Raw genomic sequence first — 16,205 nt, forward strand, 5'->3', positions numbered from 1 at the left:
AATGATAATTACAATGAGTAATTGTTAAGTGTGGCGGCTTATATTTTGATGGGTTTTGTGTTCTAAATATTAAGTTATCATTAGCAGTAATTTCTATACTTTTGCTGATATCACAGTTCTATATTTTATATCGGTAGTTATAAATAATATTATTATCTAATTGATTTTGGTCATAACCTGCTACTGCATAACTTTGCACTATCTATACGTGTTCTGTTCCACATAAACAATATGTATAGAGGCGATTATGACTAATCCAGTTCAAACCGATCGTAAAGTGACGATTGGTTGTTACATAGCACTCGCGTTCGCGATTGTCTTCTTTTCCGGTTTACTGAAGTCAAACGAATGGTATGGCGTTTTTGACTTTACGACCCTCAATGGCTCCTTTGGTAAGGTGGCATACGACGTCAGTGAGACAGCTGATGGCGTTCAGGCTGCCACCACCTCTCTGCGAGGTAAAGGCGGCAGTGGCGCCCGTGATGGCTTTATCTTCGCGCTAACCTTGATTCCTACCGTGATGTTCGCGTTAGGTATGATCAACGTTCTAGAACACTATGGTGCTCTGGATGCAGCTCGAAAACTACTGACACCTTTATTACGCCCGTTGATGGGTATTCCGGGCAACTCAGGCTTAGCACTGATTGCTTCTTTACAAAGTACCGATGCTGGTGCGGCGATGACAAGGCAACTGAAAGACGAAGGCCACCTCACTAAGCGTGAAACCGATGTCTTTACCATGTTCCAGTTTACCGCCGGCGCAGCCATTGTGAACTTCTTCTCTTCTGGTGCTGTGCTGTTTACCTTAACCACGCTCGATGGCTCATTGGCTGTCTCATCTTCTATCGGTCTTGCTGTTGCAGTGATGTTTGTCTTTAAGTTTGTCGGGGCTAACTTGTTCCGCATTTACTTGAACATCACAGAAGGCAAAGAAGATAAGTCTGGCTCTAACAAAAAACAAAACATGACAGAGGAAGCAGCGTAATGAGCGAAGTAAAAGCAAAGAAACCTATGGTGACCGATATTTTCGTTGAAGGTGCGAAAAAAGGCTGGGTAATCGCGACGACTTCGACGGTACCAAACGTACTGATGGCGTTCGTGATCATCAAAGCGTTGCAGATCACTGGCGCGCTCGATCTGATGGGCAGCGTGTTCTCTCCGATTATGGCGGTATTTGGTTTACCTGGCGAAGCGGCAGCCGTGTTGATCGGTGCTTGGATGTCGATGGGTGGTGCGGTAGGCGTGGTCATTACTCTGTTTGACCAAGGCATTCTAAATGGCACCCACATCGCGATTCTGGCTCCAGCTATCTACCTGATGGGCTCACAAGTCCAATACATGGGTCGCATCATGGGGCCGATTGGTACCGAAGGGCGCTATATTCCGGTGATGATCGCTATTTCTGTGTTGAATGCGTTTGGTGCGATGTTGGTAATGAATATCTTGCTATAGCGTGGTGATGTTCATGCGGTCACAAGTGGCCTGAGTGGATCGTAACCCAAAAAGAAACCCCGTTTGGCTTTCACCAAACGGGGTCTGTTCTTTTTCGTAGCCGTCCTGCTACCGACGTTGTATCTTATTTATTTTTAAATAAGGTAACGTATGCTCCCTGCATCGTTCCTTGACTTGGTTAACTCCATTAACCTATCCAATTCATCGCCTTCCTAGCGGTGTCCTTGACCTTATCATCCTGATAAGCACTCATCCTAGAGCATCACTTCCTTGCTGATAACGCATCCTGTGTTACCAAATCTTCATCCTGAAGATACCTAATCCGTTAGGCTTTTTCCTGTTCCTGCCAACTCCCTGTCGACAACTTAATTAAACACTGTCGTGACCTCACTCGCAATGGCGAAAATTTATAATTCAGCTCAATAAATAGAAAGAAATGTGCGCTGATCATTAGAAAACAATAAGTTGAGTTTGTTTTTTGAGTATATTCTGCGAAGCTTATTTGAGATCTCTCACAACGGTTGTGAGAGATCTCTTACAAACTGACGAGCAAGCTTGGTACCCCTTTGAGTTGCTCATTATCTATTGTTATCGCTTAGGAAAAGGACACACCATGGTTACTGCGTTATACGCCTCTTTACTTGCTCTCGTTATGCTTTGGCTAGCGATTGAAGTGATCAAACAGAGAAGGAAAAATCAGGTCGCTCATGCTGATGGTGGCGTTGAGTCATTACAGGTAGCGCGCTCTGCGCAGAGTAATGCGATGGATTACATTCCTATTACCGTGATTTTGATGGCGTTGGTTGAGTTCAATGGCGCGAACGTATGGTTGATCCACGTTATCGGTATCGCTTTTCTTGTGGGGCGTATTGTTCACGGAAAAAGCATTTTGGCACGCAGTCTAAAAGGCAGAAAACAAGGCATGTATTTGACCTTTGGCAGCATGGTATCTCTGGTTGTTCTAAACTTGATTTATCTTCCCTTTGATAAGCTCATATAAGGATAGCCATGGCGTTACGCCTTCCACCACCGTGGATGATTGTATTAACCGGCTTGGTACTCAATATCCTGGCCATTGTTGTGTCGAGCTTAGTGCTCGACAAAATGGTGGTGGAGCAGGCTCAATACCGAGAGCGTCAGCAGGGTAATATCTACTCAATTCAATTAGCGTGGAATACGATTGAAACGCTAGAGCGTAAGCGAGAATCCATGCTGTTACACATGGATATCAGCACTTCATCCAACTCAGCGGTGACGCCGGAACTTGAAGAGGCGATGCGAGGCCAGTTAGGCGTGTGGGTGAGTGGGGATGTTCCTGAGATCACCGTCGAAAATCTTTCTGAGATCATGATGATGATTAATCAAGCTCAGCAATCGCAACGGACACGCATCGACGATTTCTATCTTGATAATCTAACCCTATCCGAGCTTCTTCAGGCCCTTGAAGAGCAAATGACCCTTTATAAAAACATCGCCCTGTTTCTGCAAATCTTCGGCTTGGCTTTGATTCTTGCTCGCGACTTGGCGAGACGTAATTAAGGCTGTGATTAGTGCATTTTCTGATGAACGAAAAACAACGCCCTATTGGCTTAAATTTGGGTGCTGTTTCCCTTGGTATTTTGGTAGCTGTTTCTTAAGCTTTTGGAAGGTGCTAAAAGCGTTTTTGGCGGACAAGCGATTCATTAACCAATCTGGCAATATGCCACCTGCGTTCGCATAGGCCGCGTAGTTGATGTGTGTGAAGCCGTTAGTGAGTGGCTGTAGCGTCCAAATAGCATCGACATCCCGAATGCGAATGTAGCCGGACTCTTTGGCTAGATAGTTGGAGGCATCTTTGATGGTGAGTGTAAACTGCCCTTCCTGTTCCTCATATTTTGAATACGTCACCATGTCGCGATTTCGCGCCGGCCAAGGTGCTTTGAACTGGGTATAGACAATGTTTTCGTTGTCGGAGATTTGCATTAGTACTTCACTGTGCGACACATTATCGATCCAGTTTGGAACATTCTCACTGTCTTCTAATAACAATAGGAATCCAGAGTAGCTGGTCTCGACCTGCATTTGTGCACGTACTTCTACTAAGCCATTGCCGTGGTCGCGTTTGTGGATGATGATGCCGTCTTCGCTTTTTACGAATTGCCACGGCGTGGCGTGGGTGAGAGTCGAAAACAAGCACAACCCAAATACCAAGATCCTAGCTAATCTCATTCTTCTTCCTGAAAAATAAACACTTATTAATTAGGAGTATAGAGTAAAAATGAGGCGGAATCGTGTGATCAGAGTAATCATGCACATCAATGATAGTGTCAACAGAGGACTATCGAATGTTGGGGAAGAAAAAAGTGAATGGTTAAAAAGAAAAAGGTCGTGAAGCTCCGCGCCCCACGACCCCTAAACGTAGCGGTCTAGATTATTGCCCCAAACACGCTTCCCCAAGTCGAGCTGGGGCAACTTTATCAAGAACTACATTTAATTCTTTCCAATCACTGGCCATTTTGTCTGCTTGCTCTTGAGTCAAGACTGAGCCGTACTGCTTCATACGATCGTGCTCTACTTTGGTGTAGTGGAAGATCGTCATATCAATTGAAGCATCGTCTTTGTAGGCCTTTTCCATATTGACGATGTTCTTTTTACTGTCGTCGATAAATACTACGCTGCTAAAGCTTTGGTCGGTTTTATCGAGGATGTAATCCAACATCGTGCCTTTGTTCATACCAGTCGTCATCATAATGCCGTTGATGTAGCTCAACGGGCGCTCAGGATTATCGATGTAGATAGGTAGTTCATCAGAGCTTTTCTCTTTTAATGCTGTGCGTGTCATATCGAAACCTGCACGAACCATTTCACGCTCTGTCGCGTAGCGGTAGTTTGGAGAGCGTGATGTCAGTGCCATCACAGTCAGCCCTTGGTCCTGCCAACCTTTTACCGTTGCTGGAGCATTGTCTTCAATGATTTTCATTGGAACCAGTTCGTAAAGCAGACCAATAGAGTCTTCAAATAGACAGCCTACTTTGTCTTCCGCTGACGGTTTTACATCTAACTTGCCGCGTTGCCATTGGTACCAAATGTCGCCACCGATGTCGCTTGTTGATGTGAGTAGCGTGTTGTCGATATCGATAACGATCAGCGGGCTTTCACCTTTCGCCGTTAGTTGACTGACTTTCTCTGCAACATCTTGGAATTTGTCCGTTTCTTTTACAGTAACGTCTGCATAAGCGTTACCAGCGATAGAGAGCGCACACAGAGCAGTGAGTTGTTTTAGTTTCATTATAAGGTCCTTTAACTCTAGTTCCCTTCCGAAAAGCACCACTGATAGCCTTAAATATCTCGGAAGTTGTGAAATGTTATAACATAACAATCACGAATCGCTTTAGTATCAACAATTTTTGCACTGAAAAACGTTGGCTCGATCACATTGGAATGGTTAGAAGTAAGGAAAACAGTGTTTTAAGGGCGCAAGCAATTAACCAATAGGATTGGTGAACAAGTCCCAATGTTGTTTTGGTTCAGATAACAGAACTGATTCTTATTTTAACTGGATATTGAAGCAACAACATTCATAATGGCGGCCATGTTATTACAATTGTGAGCGCTTTATTTTGCAACATGTGTTACTGCCATTTTTAGTTTTCATCAGTGTACTCAGTTCGTCGGTCTTTGCTCAACAAAACCAAGACTCACAAACGGTTAAGCCTTATCAACCCAAAGGCGCGACCTGCGTGATTCATAATGGAGAAGATGAGATCGTTTTGGTTCAAGATTACCTGACGCGCACGCTTTCTTTACCCGGTGGGTATATTGGTAGTGATGAGACCTTTCAAACTGCCGCGAAACGAGAAACGTTCGAAGAGACAGGGATAAATGTCGATGTGGGTGAGCAGCTTGATATTGACGACAATCGAGTTGTCTTTGCTTGTCAGCCCAAAGAGAGCATTGGTTATATAGAACCTGCTATCGAGAACCGTTTTGGTGCTGAAATCATCCCTGCTCTTAAATCCCAACATTTTGGCAAAGAAATTCGTCAGGTTTATCTTGCTCCTTTAACGCCAGCTGTCGTCGATAAGTACCGTTATCCAACTGATAGTGACGCTCTTAAATCTTGGATCAAGACGAGCCACATCAGCACTTTTCATGTGCTCGATGATTTGACCGATGGAGCAAGTGAGCTTCATACCAAGCAATTGCCGTTTATGAACTCTTTCCAAGCTTGGGTTAAGTCAATGCCTATCATTCCTAGCTTACTCACTTTTGGTAATGGTTTAGGTGAAGGGGCATTTGCGGTCGGATTACTGGTGCTGTTATTACTGCTGTTGCCTTTACGCTATGGTCTGACGTTTGCTTTTGCTTTGTTGGCGACGGCTTATTCGGTCAATCTCCTAAAAATGGGTTTTGCAATTCCACGTCCTTTCTATTTGCTTCCAAGTTTGCAGCAAGCCCAAGCCAGTGGCTTTAGTTTTCCTAGCGGCCACACAACTCAAGCGGCAGCCGTGGTCGGGTTGTTACTTGGTTGGGTAACAAAGAAAGGTGAGCAACATGGCTATATCAGTCCAAGTGCCGCGATAGTAGGTTGGTTTGCACTGTCGCTCCTCGCTGGCGCAGCGAGGGTTTGGCTGGGTGTTCATTACCCGACCGACATTGTCGCGGGAGTCGGACTAGGTGGTTTGATCGCTTTGATATCTCTGAAGGTCTACCAGTTTAGATTCGCAAATCAGAAACGGTTAGTTGAATCTAAGCGTTTGTGGCTGTTGTTATTGGTGGTTTATTTCTTTGGTACCTTACAGTTGCTGCAGCCTCTTTACGTGTTCTCATGGTTTGCTGCACTTGGGCTATTCATTGCATTGTTGGTGCGTAGCGACCAGTCAGAAGCTTTGAAGCTTAACCCTTGGCAGCAAGTTATTGCTTCGATAGTCGGTGCTGTGGTCATTGTGGGAACGAGCCTGTCTTTAGTCTCGTCTGCGACAACCAGTATCGTGCTGTTAGCCGTGAACGCACTGGCTATTTTGGTTGGGATGCTCTGGATCTTGATTGGTGCACCTTATCTCACGCGACGCTTTAAGCGTGGATAAAGAGGTACGCTGATCATATGGAAATGAAAACGGAAGAGTCATACTCTTCCGTTTTGCTTCAAGGGAAGGGAAAGATGGTTTCCTTTTAAAGCTTAGCGGCATCAACGGTTTTGATCTCTGGCCAGTTGCCGTTAGCATCTTGAATGAAGCCTTGGGTATCTTCTAACCAGCGTTTTTGCACCGATTTATCTAAGTTCAAGTAGAGTTTACCGTCTTCAATCTTCCATGCGTTAGGGTCTGTTTCGAACTTCTTACCCATTGCTACACCAAAGGCACAGTAGCCGCCATATTGAGGCGCATAAGCTTGTGGATCGGCGCGGAATTGGTCGCGGTTTTCGCTGCTTGCAAACTGGTAAATGGCATTTTTGTAAGTGGCAGTATATTCAGGTGAACCTTGTACTGCGCCTGCATCCGTAAAGTAGGCCACAGGATCATAACCTTTAATCGCCAAATCATTGCTATCGACGCTCATGTCGATGTCTGCTGCCATCACTGAAAAACTCGCGCCAACTAATGCTGCTGCAAGAGTGAATTTTTTACCTGCTGATTTAATAGGTGACATAGCGTATTCCTTGTCTCTGTTTGGTTAGCTTGTATGAATAAATTAGCTAACTTGTCCGGTCTATAGAGGGACAAAAAACCTAAAAAGTAAGCGAATCGTTCGGAGGGAACATGGATCTGCTTTCTCAATTGATGGAACATTTCTCGATACGCACAGGTGTTTTCTATTCTGGGCAGTTGTGTGGTGTGTCTTCATTTAACGCGCAACAGGGCACGGAAGGGCATTTACATGTGTTGAATTCGGGGCAGCTCAAGCTCTCAAGCAAATACAGTGGCGAAAGAACCATCACGCAGCCTTGCATTGTCTATTTGCCTCACAGCTCGCCTCATGTGATTGAAGGGGTGGGCGAGGGAGCAGAGTTGGTGTGTGCAAATGTGGCGTACCGCGCTGGGCGAGCTAATCCACTGTTGTCAGCTTTGCCCGAAGTGATCGTAATTCCTTTTGAGGACGAACCCAATCTATTGTCGGTTATCGAGACTCTATTTCGAGAGTCGCACCAGACAGCTTCTGGTCAGCAGTACTTAATGGATAAGTTGAGTGATGCCTTGATGGCTTTAATCTTTCGTCACTTAATCGAAGCGCAGAAAATCGATAAAGGTGTATTTTCTGCGCTAGCACATCCTCGTCTTGCTACCGTTGTTAACGCCGTTCATCAGTTACCTGCTAAGCATTTCTCAGTCGCTGACATGGCCTCTCTGGCCGCCATGTCTCGGACACAGTTTGTTGAGGCGTTTAAGCGAGAAGTGGGGGAGACCCCGGGAGATTATGTGCAGAAGTGGCGGATTTCAGTGGCTCAATCACTCCTATTGCAAAATAAGCCGATCAACTGGGTGGCCGATGAGGTCGGTTATCACAGCTACTCTGGGTTTTCTCGGGCATTTCAGCATGTATCGGGCGTGTCGCCACGTAGATGGCTGAAAGAGACTGAAGAGTAAGCGAAGGTCTTTTGAGATATGCCCGCTCAGTGAAAAGCACACGATGAGCGGGTAAATTCGATATTAAATGTAAGAGGATCTAGCGAAGTAGCACACGGCTAAGCGGACTTTTTTCAATGGCAACGACTAAGCCAAAGCTGAGAGCAATCGTCATGCTGTAGGTGAGCGCATCTTTGGCAAATCCTGTAATGCCAAGCATGCCGCAGATATTGAACATCACAATAATTAGCAGTAGATGGCTGACATAAATACCGAGCATACGGCTGGAAATTGCGCGTACCCAAGCCGTGTCTCCAAGGCTAGGGTTGGCTAATAACCACATAAATACGCCAGTGCCCCATAGCGCCGTGCCCGCTAAGAAATCATTGATATTGAATGCGACATCAAATCCCATCAACCAAGCCGCTTCGGCAAAGTGAATCGCCATGCCTAATCCTGCCATCATTAGAGACTGGCTCGAAGACAGTCGCCAGTTGTTTTGGCGAATCATAAAGCCAATGGCAACCAGAAGCGTGCTAAAGAAAGGGCCATTTCGAGTAAAAATTGGCGCTTCCAATTCAGTCAGAGGTGCGTAACTCCCTGCTAAAACCCCATACAGGTATAACACCAGAGCCAAAGGTAAAATCGCTTTGGTTAGCTTCATTTCGATGAGTAGCGCGAGAATGGCGACGGCACAAACGAGTGCTGGGATGAACCATAAATGGACCAACCCACCTTCGAATAAGCTGTTCAGCGGTGTCGACATTAGAAAGCCCCAGTAGCCCTCGCGCTCTGCTAGGTAACCAACTTCCATTACTTTACCGAGATTGAACGGCATCAGTAAGCTAATGATGCTCCAAGCCAACCAGACTTTAAGTAGAGGCTTGGAGTAGCGCACTAATGTATTCCAAGGTGAATTAACCAGCTTGGGTTGAATCAGGAAGCCCGAGATCAGAAAAAATAGTGGTACAGCAAATCGAGCCGCTTGGTTGAGGGCGTAACCTACCCAAGGTACATCGTTAATTAAGGCGTAAGAAAGGACCATTTGGCAGTGAAGGCCGATGATCGCCAAGATAGCCACCACACGACCCAGCTCAAGGCTGGCAATGTGTGTCGATGGTTGTGGATGAGCGCTAGACATAACAGGTCTCTAAGTGAAAATTTTACAAAAGTTATCAGTGTTTATATCGAACGCCCTAGTTTTAAATCAAAGTATCGGGCGATTATTGAGGCGCAAAATATCAAATATTTGAAGTTACTCGCAGCTAGATCAAGCTGGTGGCTTTGAGAATGAAAATCCCCAATGTACAGGTGATGAGCGACATTACCGTCGTGACCGCGATAATGTTTGCTGCTAGGGTCGAGTTCCCGCCCATCGCACGAGCCATCACATAGCTTGCCGCTGCGGTAGGTGCTGCGCTCATCAAGAATATCAACCCAAGATCTTGGCCAGAGAATCCAAAGAACAGCGCACCTATGGTGATGATCAGTGGCGCAAGAATCAGCTTATATCCAGTAGCAAACCAAGTTGGGGCTTGGTCTTTCTTGAGGGAACGAATATCGAGAGAGCCACCAGTACATAACAGTGCTAATGGCAGCGTCATATTGGCGAAGTACTGCCCAGCGTCCGAGACCATTTTAGGTACAGGAATTGAGAGTGCATAGAACACGACCCCAAGTGAGATGGCAATGATTAGAGGGTTTTTGGTGAGTGTTTTCACGATGACCTGCACCGCTTTTTGACCGGATTCTTGGCCTTTTGGTGTCAGAGCAACCACCGCTTGTATGTTGTAGAGCACGGTTAACGAAGCAACATAGATCGCCGCCAGTGCAACGCCGTCGTTACCATAGATATTGGCGACGTAGGCAAGTCCAATGATCGCGGTATTGGCTCTAAATCCACCCTGTACGATGACGCCTTTATCCTTCGGCGATGAAAAAGTGAATCGGGTCGAGAGCATGGTGAAGACAAAAAACAGGAAGTTTGAAAGTACGCCAAAGACAACCAGTTTTCCGCTGGCGGCAAAGTCATGATTCGATTGCACAATGCTTAAAAATAGCATCGCCGGAAGGGTGACCTGAAAAACCACTTTAGACGCGACATCAATGAAGTTCTCGTTGATTAATCCAATGCGCTTTAACATCACGCCCAACACCAACATCAAACAGATAGGCCCGGTGATTGAAGCGGAAAACGCAAATTGTTGCCAAAGAGAGGTCATATGCAGTCCTTGCAGAGGTGGCGATTAAGGTTATGAGTGCAGTACACAGAGACGGTAAGACAAAACGCATTGAATACTGTCGCATTTTTCCACAATAGTTGTCGCTAAAGAAATCAAATTTTGTTGAAGCGGTAAGATTATTTGCAAAAAAGAACGAACGTGCTAAAAATAGAGTATCTCAGTTTTCTGTGGTGAATGATGAGCAAAGGAAAAATTACTAAAGAGTATATTTTGAGTCATGCTTTTGCATTGGCGAGTGAGAATGGCCTAGAAAGCCTTACCATTGGTGAGCTGGCAAAGCAGTGTGGTATGTCGAAGAGTGGACTCTTTGCACACTTTAACTCGAAAGAGAACTTACAGCTTTCTGTGGTGGAGTACTCCAATGCGATTTTCACCGAGCGAGTGATAGCTCCTGCGCGTGAGCTGAGTGATCAAGCCATTGAAGCCAAGTTGAAGTACCTGCTTGATAGTTGGCTGGGTTGGAATCATTCATTTCAAGGCAGTTGCATGTTTATTGATGCATGGAAAGATCACCAGAAAGAGACCTCGGTGATCCAACAAGCGTTGCAGAAGTCGATTTCGGTCTGGATTGATTATCTCACCATTCAAATAGCAAAGGCTGTGGAGGCCAAAGAGTTTCGCCAAGACCTCGACCCCAAGCAGGCGGTTTTTGAGCTGTATGGACTCTATCTCAGTGCGAACCTTTTTTACTCTTTGCATGGTCAAGAGGCAAGCCATCGCCACTTCTGGAGTGGTGTGGAGCGCCTAATATCGAGCTGGAAACAACAATAGCACTGTCGACAGCATGTGTAGCAATGTTGTACTTGTGAGAAATGCTGCACTTTTAAGAAATAGAGCACACGTAAGAAAATAACAAAATAACAAAATAACAAAATAACAATGACTTATGCTTATCAAGCGTGAGTCTAACTATAAATAGCACGGTCGTTCTTTTTCGGCTGAGCAAACAAGCCACCCAATGTTGGAGTGGACAAAAGGAACGGTCATGAGTGACAAAATTTATTTCAACACTTCAACGAAATTCAGCTTTAAGAGAAGCCTGATCGGTGCGACGACGAACTTGCACTACATTCTCGCCCCAAGCCACGCAAAGAAAACCGCGCGTAAGTTACTGCTTACGCCAGTGCGTTCAGAGCCGAAAAACACCGAGCCACAAGGGCTGATCAAAGGTGAAGTCGCTATCCGCGATGGAGTGCTAAAAACCTATACGTTGGGCACAGGGCCGGTTTGGGTTTTGAGTCATGGCTGGTCAGGTACCGCGAGTCAGTTCTTCCCATTAATGGAGCATATTGCGGCGAAAGGCTTTACCGCTCTGGCTTATGACCACCCTGCTCATGGTGGTAGCGACGGCGTGTATGGTCATATTCCTGCGTTTGTTGATGGACTAGAAGCCATTTTAGACAGTGTGGACGATGTCGCTGGTTTGGTTGGGCACAGCATGGGCACGGCATCGGCTTTGGAGTGTAAGCACGCGAAACTTGAGAACAAACCGCTGTTGCTGATTGCGCCAGTGCTCGATTACCTAGAAAATCTCTTTGGCAGCGTGGCTCGTTCAGGTTACTCAATGAAACTGTTTGAAGCGGTGGTGGGTGAGGTTGAAGAGCAGTTTAACTACCCAATTCAATCGGTGGATCCATACGGCAAGTTAGCGAACCGCGAGTCACAAACTATTATCGTGCATGACGAGAAAGACAAGTTCACTAAGTACTCGGTCTCTGAGCGTGCAGCGAATGAAATGGATCGTGTGACTTTGGTGACCACGCAAGGTCAAGGACATGGTCGAGTGATGAAGTGCCCGCAAGTCTTTGAGAGCTTTGACGCTCTGATTTAATGATGCATGATTTAATGATGTCGCTTTGAATCAATGTTGAATACGAAGAAGGCCAATCTACGATGAGATTGGCCTTTGGTTTTAACTAGGCTTGGGTTTTAATTGAGCCTAGGTTTTAGCTGAACTTGAGTTTTAAATGATCTTAGTTAGCACAGCTCGCTGGGCCAACTTCTTTCCAAACACCCCATTGACCAGACTGTGATGGATCGTCTCCTTTCGTCCACCATTTCGCTTCCCAAAGCGTATTGCCTTGAGTTACTTGGTCGCCGCCATTGTAGATGGTGTTTGCATCCCAAGCATTACTACACGTGCCGCCGCCAGTACTTGTCTTAAGAACCTTCACCGAAGCGGAAGCCACAGACGTTTCGGTTCCATCACTGACTGTAACCGAGAAGTTCAGTAGCGTATCTTGAGTGTACTCAGCTGCTACAAAACTGACCGATGCACCTTGAACTGTTGCATCCAGTCCAGCAGGTACGTCCCAAGTAAAGGTCAAGGTATTGTTGTCCGCATCCGTTGAGCCTGAAGCATCCACCACCACGACATCACCAGCATTCACTTCAGCAGGTGCTGATATCGAAGCGACCGGAGCTGTGTTGACTGGGCCTGTATCTTTCGCGGTTACCGTTACCACCACTGAATCTGTCGAAGTTGCACCTTCGTTGTCTGTCACGGTTAGGCTAAAGGTGAGCGTTTCCGTTTGCGCGACTTCGACTACATCAAAGCTTGCAACCGCCGCATTAGCATTCGTCAGTGCTACTGCAGTTCCGCTCGTTTGCGTCCAAGCGTAGCTCGCAATCGTGCCATCACTGTCTTTGGAAGCGCTGCCATCAAGAGTGACAGATGCAGGGCCTTCTACTGTGATATCCGCACCTGCAGACGCCGTTGGCTTACGGTTAACAGGATCGGTCGTACCGCCTGCTAAGCCTTCATGCATCGCATTTAGGATGTCACCGTTATCGGCGTCAATTTCCCAAGAGAACAGACCCGCCAAGCCAAGGCTACGAACGTATGCCCCTTTTGCTTTGACTGAACGGTCATCATCGAACGTAATCAACTGACCTGAGGTACGATTCCATACATAAGGCGCCTCAGCCATTTCATCATAGCCATACTCAAAGCCATTAATGCCCTGATTGTTCTCGCCTAACATATTGGCTTTAATGCCTTTGTAGTCTATCACGCCATCTTCCCAAACACCCTGTGCGGTGCTGCCCTTAAGCTTACCGTTGCCGACGCCAGTCATTGGGTCACTCGGATCGCTCAGAGTCGATGGAAGAACGCCTTCCCAGCCGCGGCCATACATCGCGGTACCGACCACTAATTTGTTCGCAGGAACACCTTGGGCAAGCAGCAATTGAATGCCGTTGTCTGTAGTGTAAGCAGGTCCATTGTACGGTTCTCCATTCTCATCAATACCAGAACCATCACACTGGCCTGGGCGCATGAAATTGCCACAGTTAAGCGCCGTTTGGTGACCAAGCACATTGTTCCAGCCACCGTAGAAGTCGTAGGTCATTGCGAAGATGTAATCCATGTACTGAATGGCTTCGCCATAGTTCACATCTTCAATCTTGTCATAGCCTACGCCAATTGCTGAGGTAAGTTCGTACGTTCTACCTGTTTCGGCTTCAAGCTCATCCAACATTGCACGCAGTTCAGCCATTAACGCGATGTAAGCTGGGCCATCGTTGACCGGATCGCCTAGTTCAGGCGCAGCACCGCCGCCACCTGGGAATTCCCAGTCAATATCAACGCCGTCGTAAAACTTCCATGTATTTAAGAACTTTTTCACAGAAGTGACAAAGGTGTCGCGGTTGGCTTTAGTGGTAAAGTCAAAGAAAGGGTCAGAAAGAGTCCAGCCTCCAATCGATGGGATGATCTTCAGGTCTGGGTTACGTTGCTTCAACGCCATCATCATGGCGTAGTTACCCTTGATCGGTGTGCTGTATTCATGGCCAGCTTGGTTAAAGCTTTTCTGGAATGCAGCCCATGGGTCGTGGATAACCACCTCATAATCATTCACGCCATTACAGGCGGTCATTAAGGCGTTGTAGCTGTTGCCGCCGACGGATTTCACTGATTCATTCGGACCACAGATTGGGATAAAGCCGTAAAGGATGTGGGTCAGATTATCAGCAGGTATGTTGTCGACAGTATAGTCTCGACCATAAATGCCCCATTCAACAAAGTAAGTACCCACTACCGTATTAGGATCAGTGTTGTAAGTCTTATTGTTTGGGTCGATGTTCATAGCGAGTGGAGCAAGGTGAGAACCATCGGTATCGGCAATGGTGATTTGTGCTGGTGCACTTTTGCTACATCCTGTGGCATCACAAGCCTCAATTTCCATCTGATACAAGCCACCTTGGCCGTATTCAAATGACGCGGTGGTTTGACTGCCAGTGATCGCGCCTGTCGCCACTTTTACGCCATCAAAGTAGATGTTGTAAGTGTCGCCAGAGGTGCCACTCCATTGGTTAAACTTAACCGCGATCTTGGCTTTGTCGTGGTATTTAACCATGTCGTTGTAGCCAGAGGTTGTCTCCATCGCAAGTTCAATCTTAGAGAACTGCAGGTTATTGGAACCATACATATCAATGCTTGGTGCGGTAGGTGCGGCCAGTGCGGTGCCAGATAGCGCTAGTGCTATACCGGTCGCACACGTGTTTAAACGAATCATATTTTCTCTCACTCCTTGAATGTGTTTGAAGCGCACTGCGGTTGATGAAACCGACAGCGTCTCCATGTCAGCCTCTTAGGTGAGGCATCGAATTCAGTATTCGAAAGAGTTTTAATTTCATAAGTGAAAATAAATCCGTTTTCGATGGACAACGAAAAAATCACAATTTGTTACAAAGTTGTTGCGCAGCGGGTGAGAGGTCGAGTCCATGTTTTATAAAATTATTGCCGCTAGTGGAAAAGTCTCATAGGTGAGTTTTTACGACATGACGTGATGCAATATTTTGAAGTTGCATGTTTTTATGTTGAAAAATGGAATAGGTGTGGTGTTTTTGAAAGCCAGTAATCACAAAGATTTCAAAGAATTGAATGAGTTATTTACTGAATTGCTCTGCTAAAGAGGCTCTTCTTTGCTGCACGGCGCTGCTGTTTAAAGGGATAGCCGTATGCTCATAGCCTTCTTTCACAAACTGTTGTGTTGGAATTTCGGGTACTAGACGTTTCAATTGAGGTGAATTGAAGGTACCACTTATCGCATACACCGTTTCCCCTGAACCGGTCTTTATGGTGATGGTTTTGCCATTGAACTTAAAGTTGGTGCTGATTAAGCGATGGTTCATTACCACCCCTTGCTCAGAGAGGGAGAGTACATCAGTATCATAAGGTGGTGCCCCCACCTCAATCCACTTGCCGTAGACATTACTTGGATCGACAAATTTCTGATGAGTTTGATAGGCGGTATAACTGGCATAGACTGCTGCAATAAGTCCGATCAATAGAAGTAGGTAAAACAGCGCTTGAGTCAATAGATCTCTGTTTTTCGATTCTTTTTGTCCCATTTTTACAGCTGTTTCCTTCCATTTGAATCAGCAATTCTATTTATTGATAACCTACATTGCAATGAAACTTGTCAAAGTTAGAAGCAGGATCGACATTCCACAAGCCAACGCAAGAGTTAAAGCGTTAATTGTGTTGGGTATGAAGTGATTTCAGTGAGTTGATGGAACACTCAAAAGCACTAACTTATGACGATTAATTGCTTGTAGGAAACCGGTGAATTAGTTAAAACAATCAGGCACGTAAATTTGGTGATGAGACAGGTTATAAGCTCACGCCGTTCTGAATAAAGACAAGGAAGTACAATGATTAAAGAAAATACCTATTTCGATGGTGGCGTTAAATCTCTTGGTTTTTCTCAAGAGGGAGAAGACGTCAGTGTAGGTGTGATGCAAGCGGGTGAGTACACGTTTGGAACTGCGGCCCCAGAAAGAATGACCGTAGTAAAGGGTGCACTAACGATTAAACGTGTGGGCGAAGAAGATTGGTCTACATTTAAGTCTGGCGACTCATTTGAAGTTGCGGGTGACTCTTCATTTGATGTGCAGGTGGCAGAGGCGACTGCGTACCTTTGTGAATACCTATAAGCACGTTCGATGCTTACATAGAGCAATATAG

Annotated in this window: 16 protein-coding genes; 9 read left to right on the top strand and 7 right to left on the bottom strand. The window is 45.9% G+C overall.

Annotation, left to right across the window (positions count from 1 at the left end):
• Positions 1-247 precede the first annotated feature (247 nt).
• From KI655_RS15700 to KI655_RS15715, 4 genes are all read left to right on the top strand, one after another.
• Positions 248-985: a nucleoside recognition domain-containing protein gene (locus KI655_RS15700; protein WP_285406957.1), complete on the top strand. Its 738-nt coding sequence runs from the start codon at positions 248-250 to the stop codon at positions 983-985.
• Positions 985-1,452, top strand: a complete 468-nt coding sequence (locus KI655_RS15705) for a YjiG family protein (RefSeq protein ID WP_285406959.1) — start codon at positions 985-987, stop codon at positions 1,450-1,452. The genes KI655_RS15700 and KI655_RS15705 overlap by 1 nt, the downstream gene beginning before the upstream one ends.
• A gap of 613 nt (positions 1,453-2,065) precedes the next feature.
• A complete protein-coding gene (locus KI655_RS15710; protein WP_285406962.1) occupies positions 2,066-2,452 on the top strand; it encodes an MAPEG family protein in 387 nt (128 codons plus the stop codon).
• 8 nt (positions 2,453-2,460) lie between these two features.
• A complete protein-coding gene (locus tag KI655_RS15715; RefSeq protein ID WP_150868349.1) occupies positions 2,461-2,991 on the top strand; it encodes a DNA mismatch repair protein in 531 nt (176 codons plus the stop codon).
• Positions 2,992-3,033: 42 nt separating this feature from the next.
• Here the strand turns inward: KI655_RS15715 and KI655_RS15720 are convergent, their stop codons facing one another.
• Both KI655_RS15720 and KI655_RS15725 read right to left on the bottom strand, forming a co-directional pair.
• Entirely contained in the window at positions 3,034-3,660 is a 627-nt protein-coding gene (locus tag KI655_RS15720) for an START domain-containing protein (RefSeq protein WP_285406966.1), read from the bottom strand.
• A 202-nt stretch (positions 3,661-3,862) separates the two neighbouring features.
• On the bottom strand, positions 3,863-4,720 hold the full coding sequence (locus tag KI655_RS15725) for a DUF2608 domain-containing protein (protein ID WP_285406968.1): 858 nt from the start codon (positions 4,718-4,720) through the stop codon (positions 3,863-3,865).
• A 340-nt stretch (positions 4,721-5,060) separates the two neighbouring features.
• Between KI655_RS15725 and KI655_RS15730 the strand changes: the two genes are divergently transcribed.
• On the top strand, positions 5,061-6,518 hold the full coding sequence (locus tag KI655_RS15730; RefSeq protein WP_285407228.1) for a bifunctional NUDIX hydrolase/phosphatase PAP2 family protein: 1,458 nt from the start codon (positions 5,061-5,063) through the stop codon (positions 6,516-6,518).
• 85 nt (positions 6,519-6,603) lie between these two features.
• On the opposite strand, the gene KI655_RS15735 is transcribed toward KI655_RS15730, so the two are convergent.
• Entirely contained in the window at positions 6,604-7,080 is a 477-nt protein-coding gene (locus KI655_RS15735) for a YHS domain-containing (seleno)protein (protein WP_285406970.1), read from the bottom strand.
• A 110-nt stretch (positions 7,081-7,190) separates the two neighbouring features.
• Here KI655_RS15735 and KI655_RS15740 point away from each other — a divergent pair, with 110 nt between their 5' ends.
• On the top strand, positions 7,191-8,015 hold the full coding sequence (locus KI655_RS15740) for an AraC family transcriptional regulator (RefSeq protein WP_285406971.1): 825 nt from the start codon (positions 7,191-7,193) through the stop codon (positions 8,013-8,015).
• Between the two features lie 79 nt (positions 8,016-8,094).
• Here the strand turns inward: KI655_RS15740 and KI655_RS15745 are convergent, their stop codons facing one another.
• On the bottom strand, positions 8,095-9,135 hold the full coding sequence (locus KI655_RS15745; RefSeq protein WP_285406973.1) for an acyltransferase: 1,041 nt from the start codon (positions 9,133-9,135) through the stop codon (positions 8,095-8,097).
• A gap of 124 nt (positions 9,136-9,259) precedes the next feature.
• Entirely contained in the window at positions 9,260-10,216 is a 957-nt protein-coding gene (locus KI655_RS15750; RefSeq protein ID WP_285406975.1) for an AEC family transporter, read from the bottom strand.
• A 198-nt stretch (positions 10,217-10,414) separates the two neighbouring features.
• Here KI655_RS15750 and KI655_RS15755 point away from each other — a divergent pair, with 198 nt between their 5' ends.
• Together KI655_RS15755 and KI655_RS15760 are read left to right on the top strand one after the other, a co-directional pair.
• On the top strand, positions 10,415-11,008 hold the full coding sequence (locus KI655_RS15755; RefSeq protein WP_285406978.1) for a TetR/AcrR family transcriptional regulator: 594 nt from the start codon (positions 10,415-10,417) through the stop codon (positions 11,006-11,008).
• Positions 11,009-11,222: 214 nt separating this feature from the next.
• Positions 11,223-12,068: an alpha/beta hydrolase gene (locus KI655_RS15760; RefSeq protein ID WP_285406980.1), complete on the top strand. Its 846-nt coding sequence runs from the start codon at positions 11,223-11,225 to the stop codon at positions 12,066-12,068.
• 142 nt (positions 12,069-12,210) lie between these two features.
• Here the strand turns inward: KI655_RS15760 and KI655_RS15765 are convergent, their stop codons facing one another.
• Together KI655_RS15765 and KI655_RS15770 are read right to left on the bottom strand one after the other, a co-directional pair.
• Positions 12,211-14,751: a glycosyl hydrolase family 18 protein gene (locus KI655_RS15765; RefSeq protein ID WP_285406983.1), complete on the bottom strand. Its 2,541-nt coding sequence runs from the start codon at positions 14,749-14,751 to the stop codon at positions 12,211-12,213.
• Between the two features lie 373 nt (positions 14,752-15,124).
• On the bottom strand, positions 15,125-15,589 hold the full coding sequence (locus tag KI655_RS15770; RefSeq protein ID WP_285406986.1) for a DUF2850 domain-containing protein: 465 nt from the start codon (positions 15,587-15,589) through the stop codon (positions 15,125-15,127).
• 303 nt (positions 15,590-15,892) lie between these two features.
• Between KI655_RS15770 and KI655_RS15775 the strand changes: the two genes are divergently transcribed.
• A complete protein-coding gene (locus tag KI655_RS15775; protein ID WP_285406988.1) occupies positions 15,893-16,174 on the top strand; it encodes a pyrimidine/purine nucleoside phosphorylase in 282 nt (93 codons plus the stop codon).
• The last annotated feature ends 31 nt before the right edge of the window (positions 16,175-16,205 follow it).

This window comes from Vibrio sp. D404a (assembly GCF_030248535.1).
Taxonomy (GTDB): Bacteria; Pseudomonadota; Gammaproteobacteria; order Enterobacterales; family Vibrionaceae; genus Vibrio.

Bases quoted from the DNA above. Each gene is read 5' to 3' on its own strand.
- KI655_RS15700 (WP_285406957.1), top strand. From the start codon at position 248: ATGACTAATCCAGTTCAAACCGATCGTAAAGTGACGATTGGTTGTTAC.
- KI655_RS15705 (WP_285406959.1), top strand. From the start codon at position 985: ATGAGCGAAGTAAAAGCAAAGAAACCTATGGTGACCGATATTTTCGTT.
- KI655_RS15710 (WP_285406962.1), top strand. From the start codon at position 2,066: ATGGTTACTGCGTTATACGCCTCTTTACTTGCTCTCGTTATGCTTTGG.
- KI655_RS15715 (WP_150868349.1), top strand. From the start codon at position 2,461: ATGGCGTTACGCCTTCCACCACCGTGGATGATTGTATTAACCGGCTTG.
- KI655_RS15720 (WP_285406966.1), bottom strand. From the start codon at position 3,660: ATGAGATTAGCTAGGATCTTGGTATTTGGGTTGTGCTTGTTTTCGACT.
- KI655_RS15725 (WP_285406968.1), bottom strand. From the start codon at position 4,720: ATGAAACTAAAACAACTCACTGCTCTGTGTGCGCTCTCTATCGCTGGT.
- KI655_RS15735 (WP_285406970.1), bottom strand. From the start codon at position 7,080: ATGTCACCTATTAAATCAGCAGGTAAAAAATTCACTCTTGCAGCAGCA.
- KI655_RS15740 (WP_285406971.1), top strand. From the start codon at position 7,191: ATGGATCTGCTTTCTCAATTGATGGAACATTTCTCGATACGCACAGGT.
- KI655_RS15745 (WP_285406973.1), bottom strand. From the start codon at position 9,135: ATGTCTAGCGCTCATCCACAACCATCGACACACATTGCCAGCCTTGAG.
- KI655_RS15750 (WP_285406975.1), bottom strand. From the start codon at position 10,216: ATGACCTCTCTTTGGCAACAATTTGCGTTTTCCGCTTCAATCACCGGG.
- KI655_RS15755 (WP_285406978.1), top strand. From the start codon at position 10,415: ATGAGCAAAGGAAAAATTACTAAAGAGTATATTTTGAGTCATGCTTTT.
- KI655_RS15760 (WP_285406980.1), top strand. From the start codon at position 11,223: ATGAGTGACAAAATTTATTTCAACACTTCAACGAAATTCAGCTTTAAG.
- KI655_RS15765 (WP_285406983.1), bottom strand. From the start codon at position 14,751: ATGATTCGTTTAAACACGTGTGCGACCGGTATAGCACTAGCGCTATCT.
- KI655_RS15770 (WP_285406986.1), bottom strand. From the start codon at position 15,589: ATGGGACAAAAAGAATCGAAAAACAGAGATCTATTGACTCAAGCGCTG.
- KI655_RS15775 (WP_285406988.1), top strand. From the start codon at position 15,893: ATGATTAAAGAAAATACCTATTTCGATGGTGGCGTTAAATCTCTTGGT.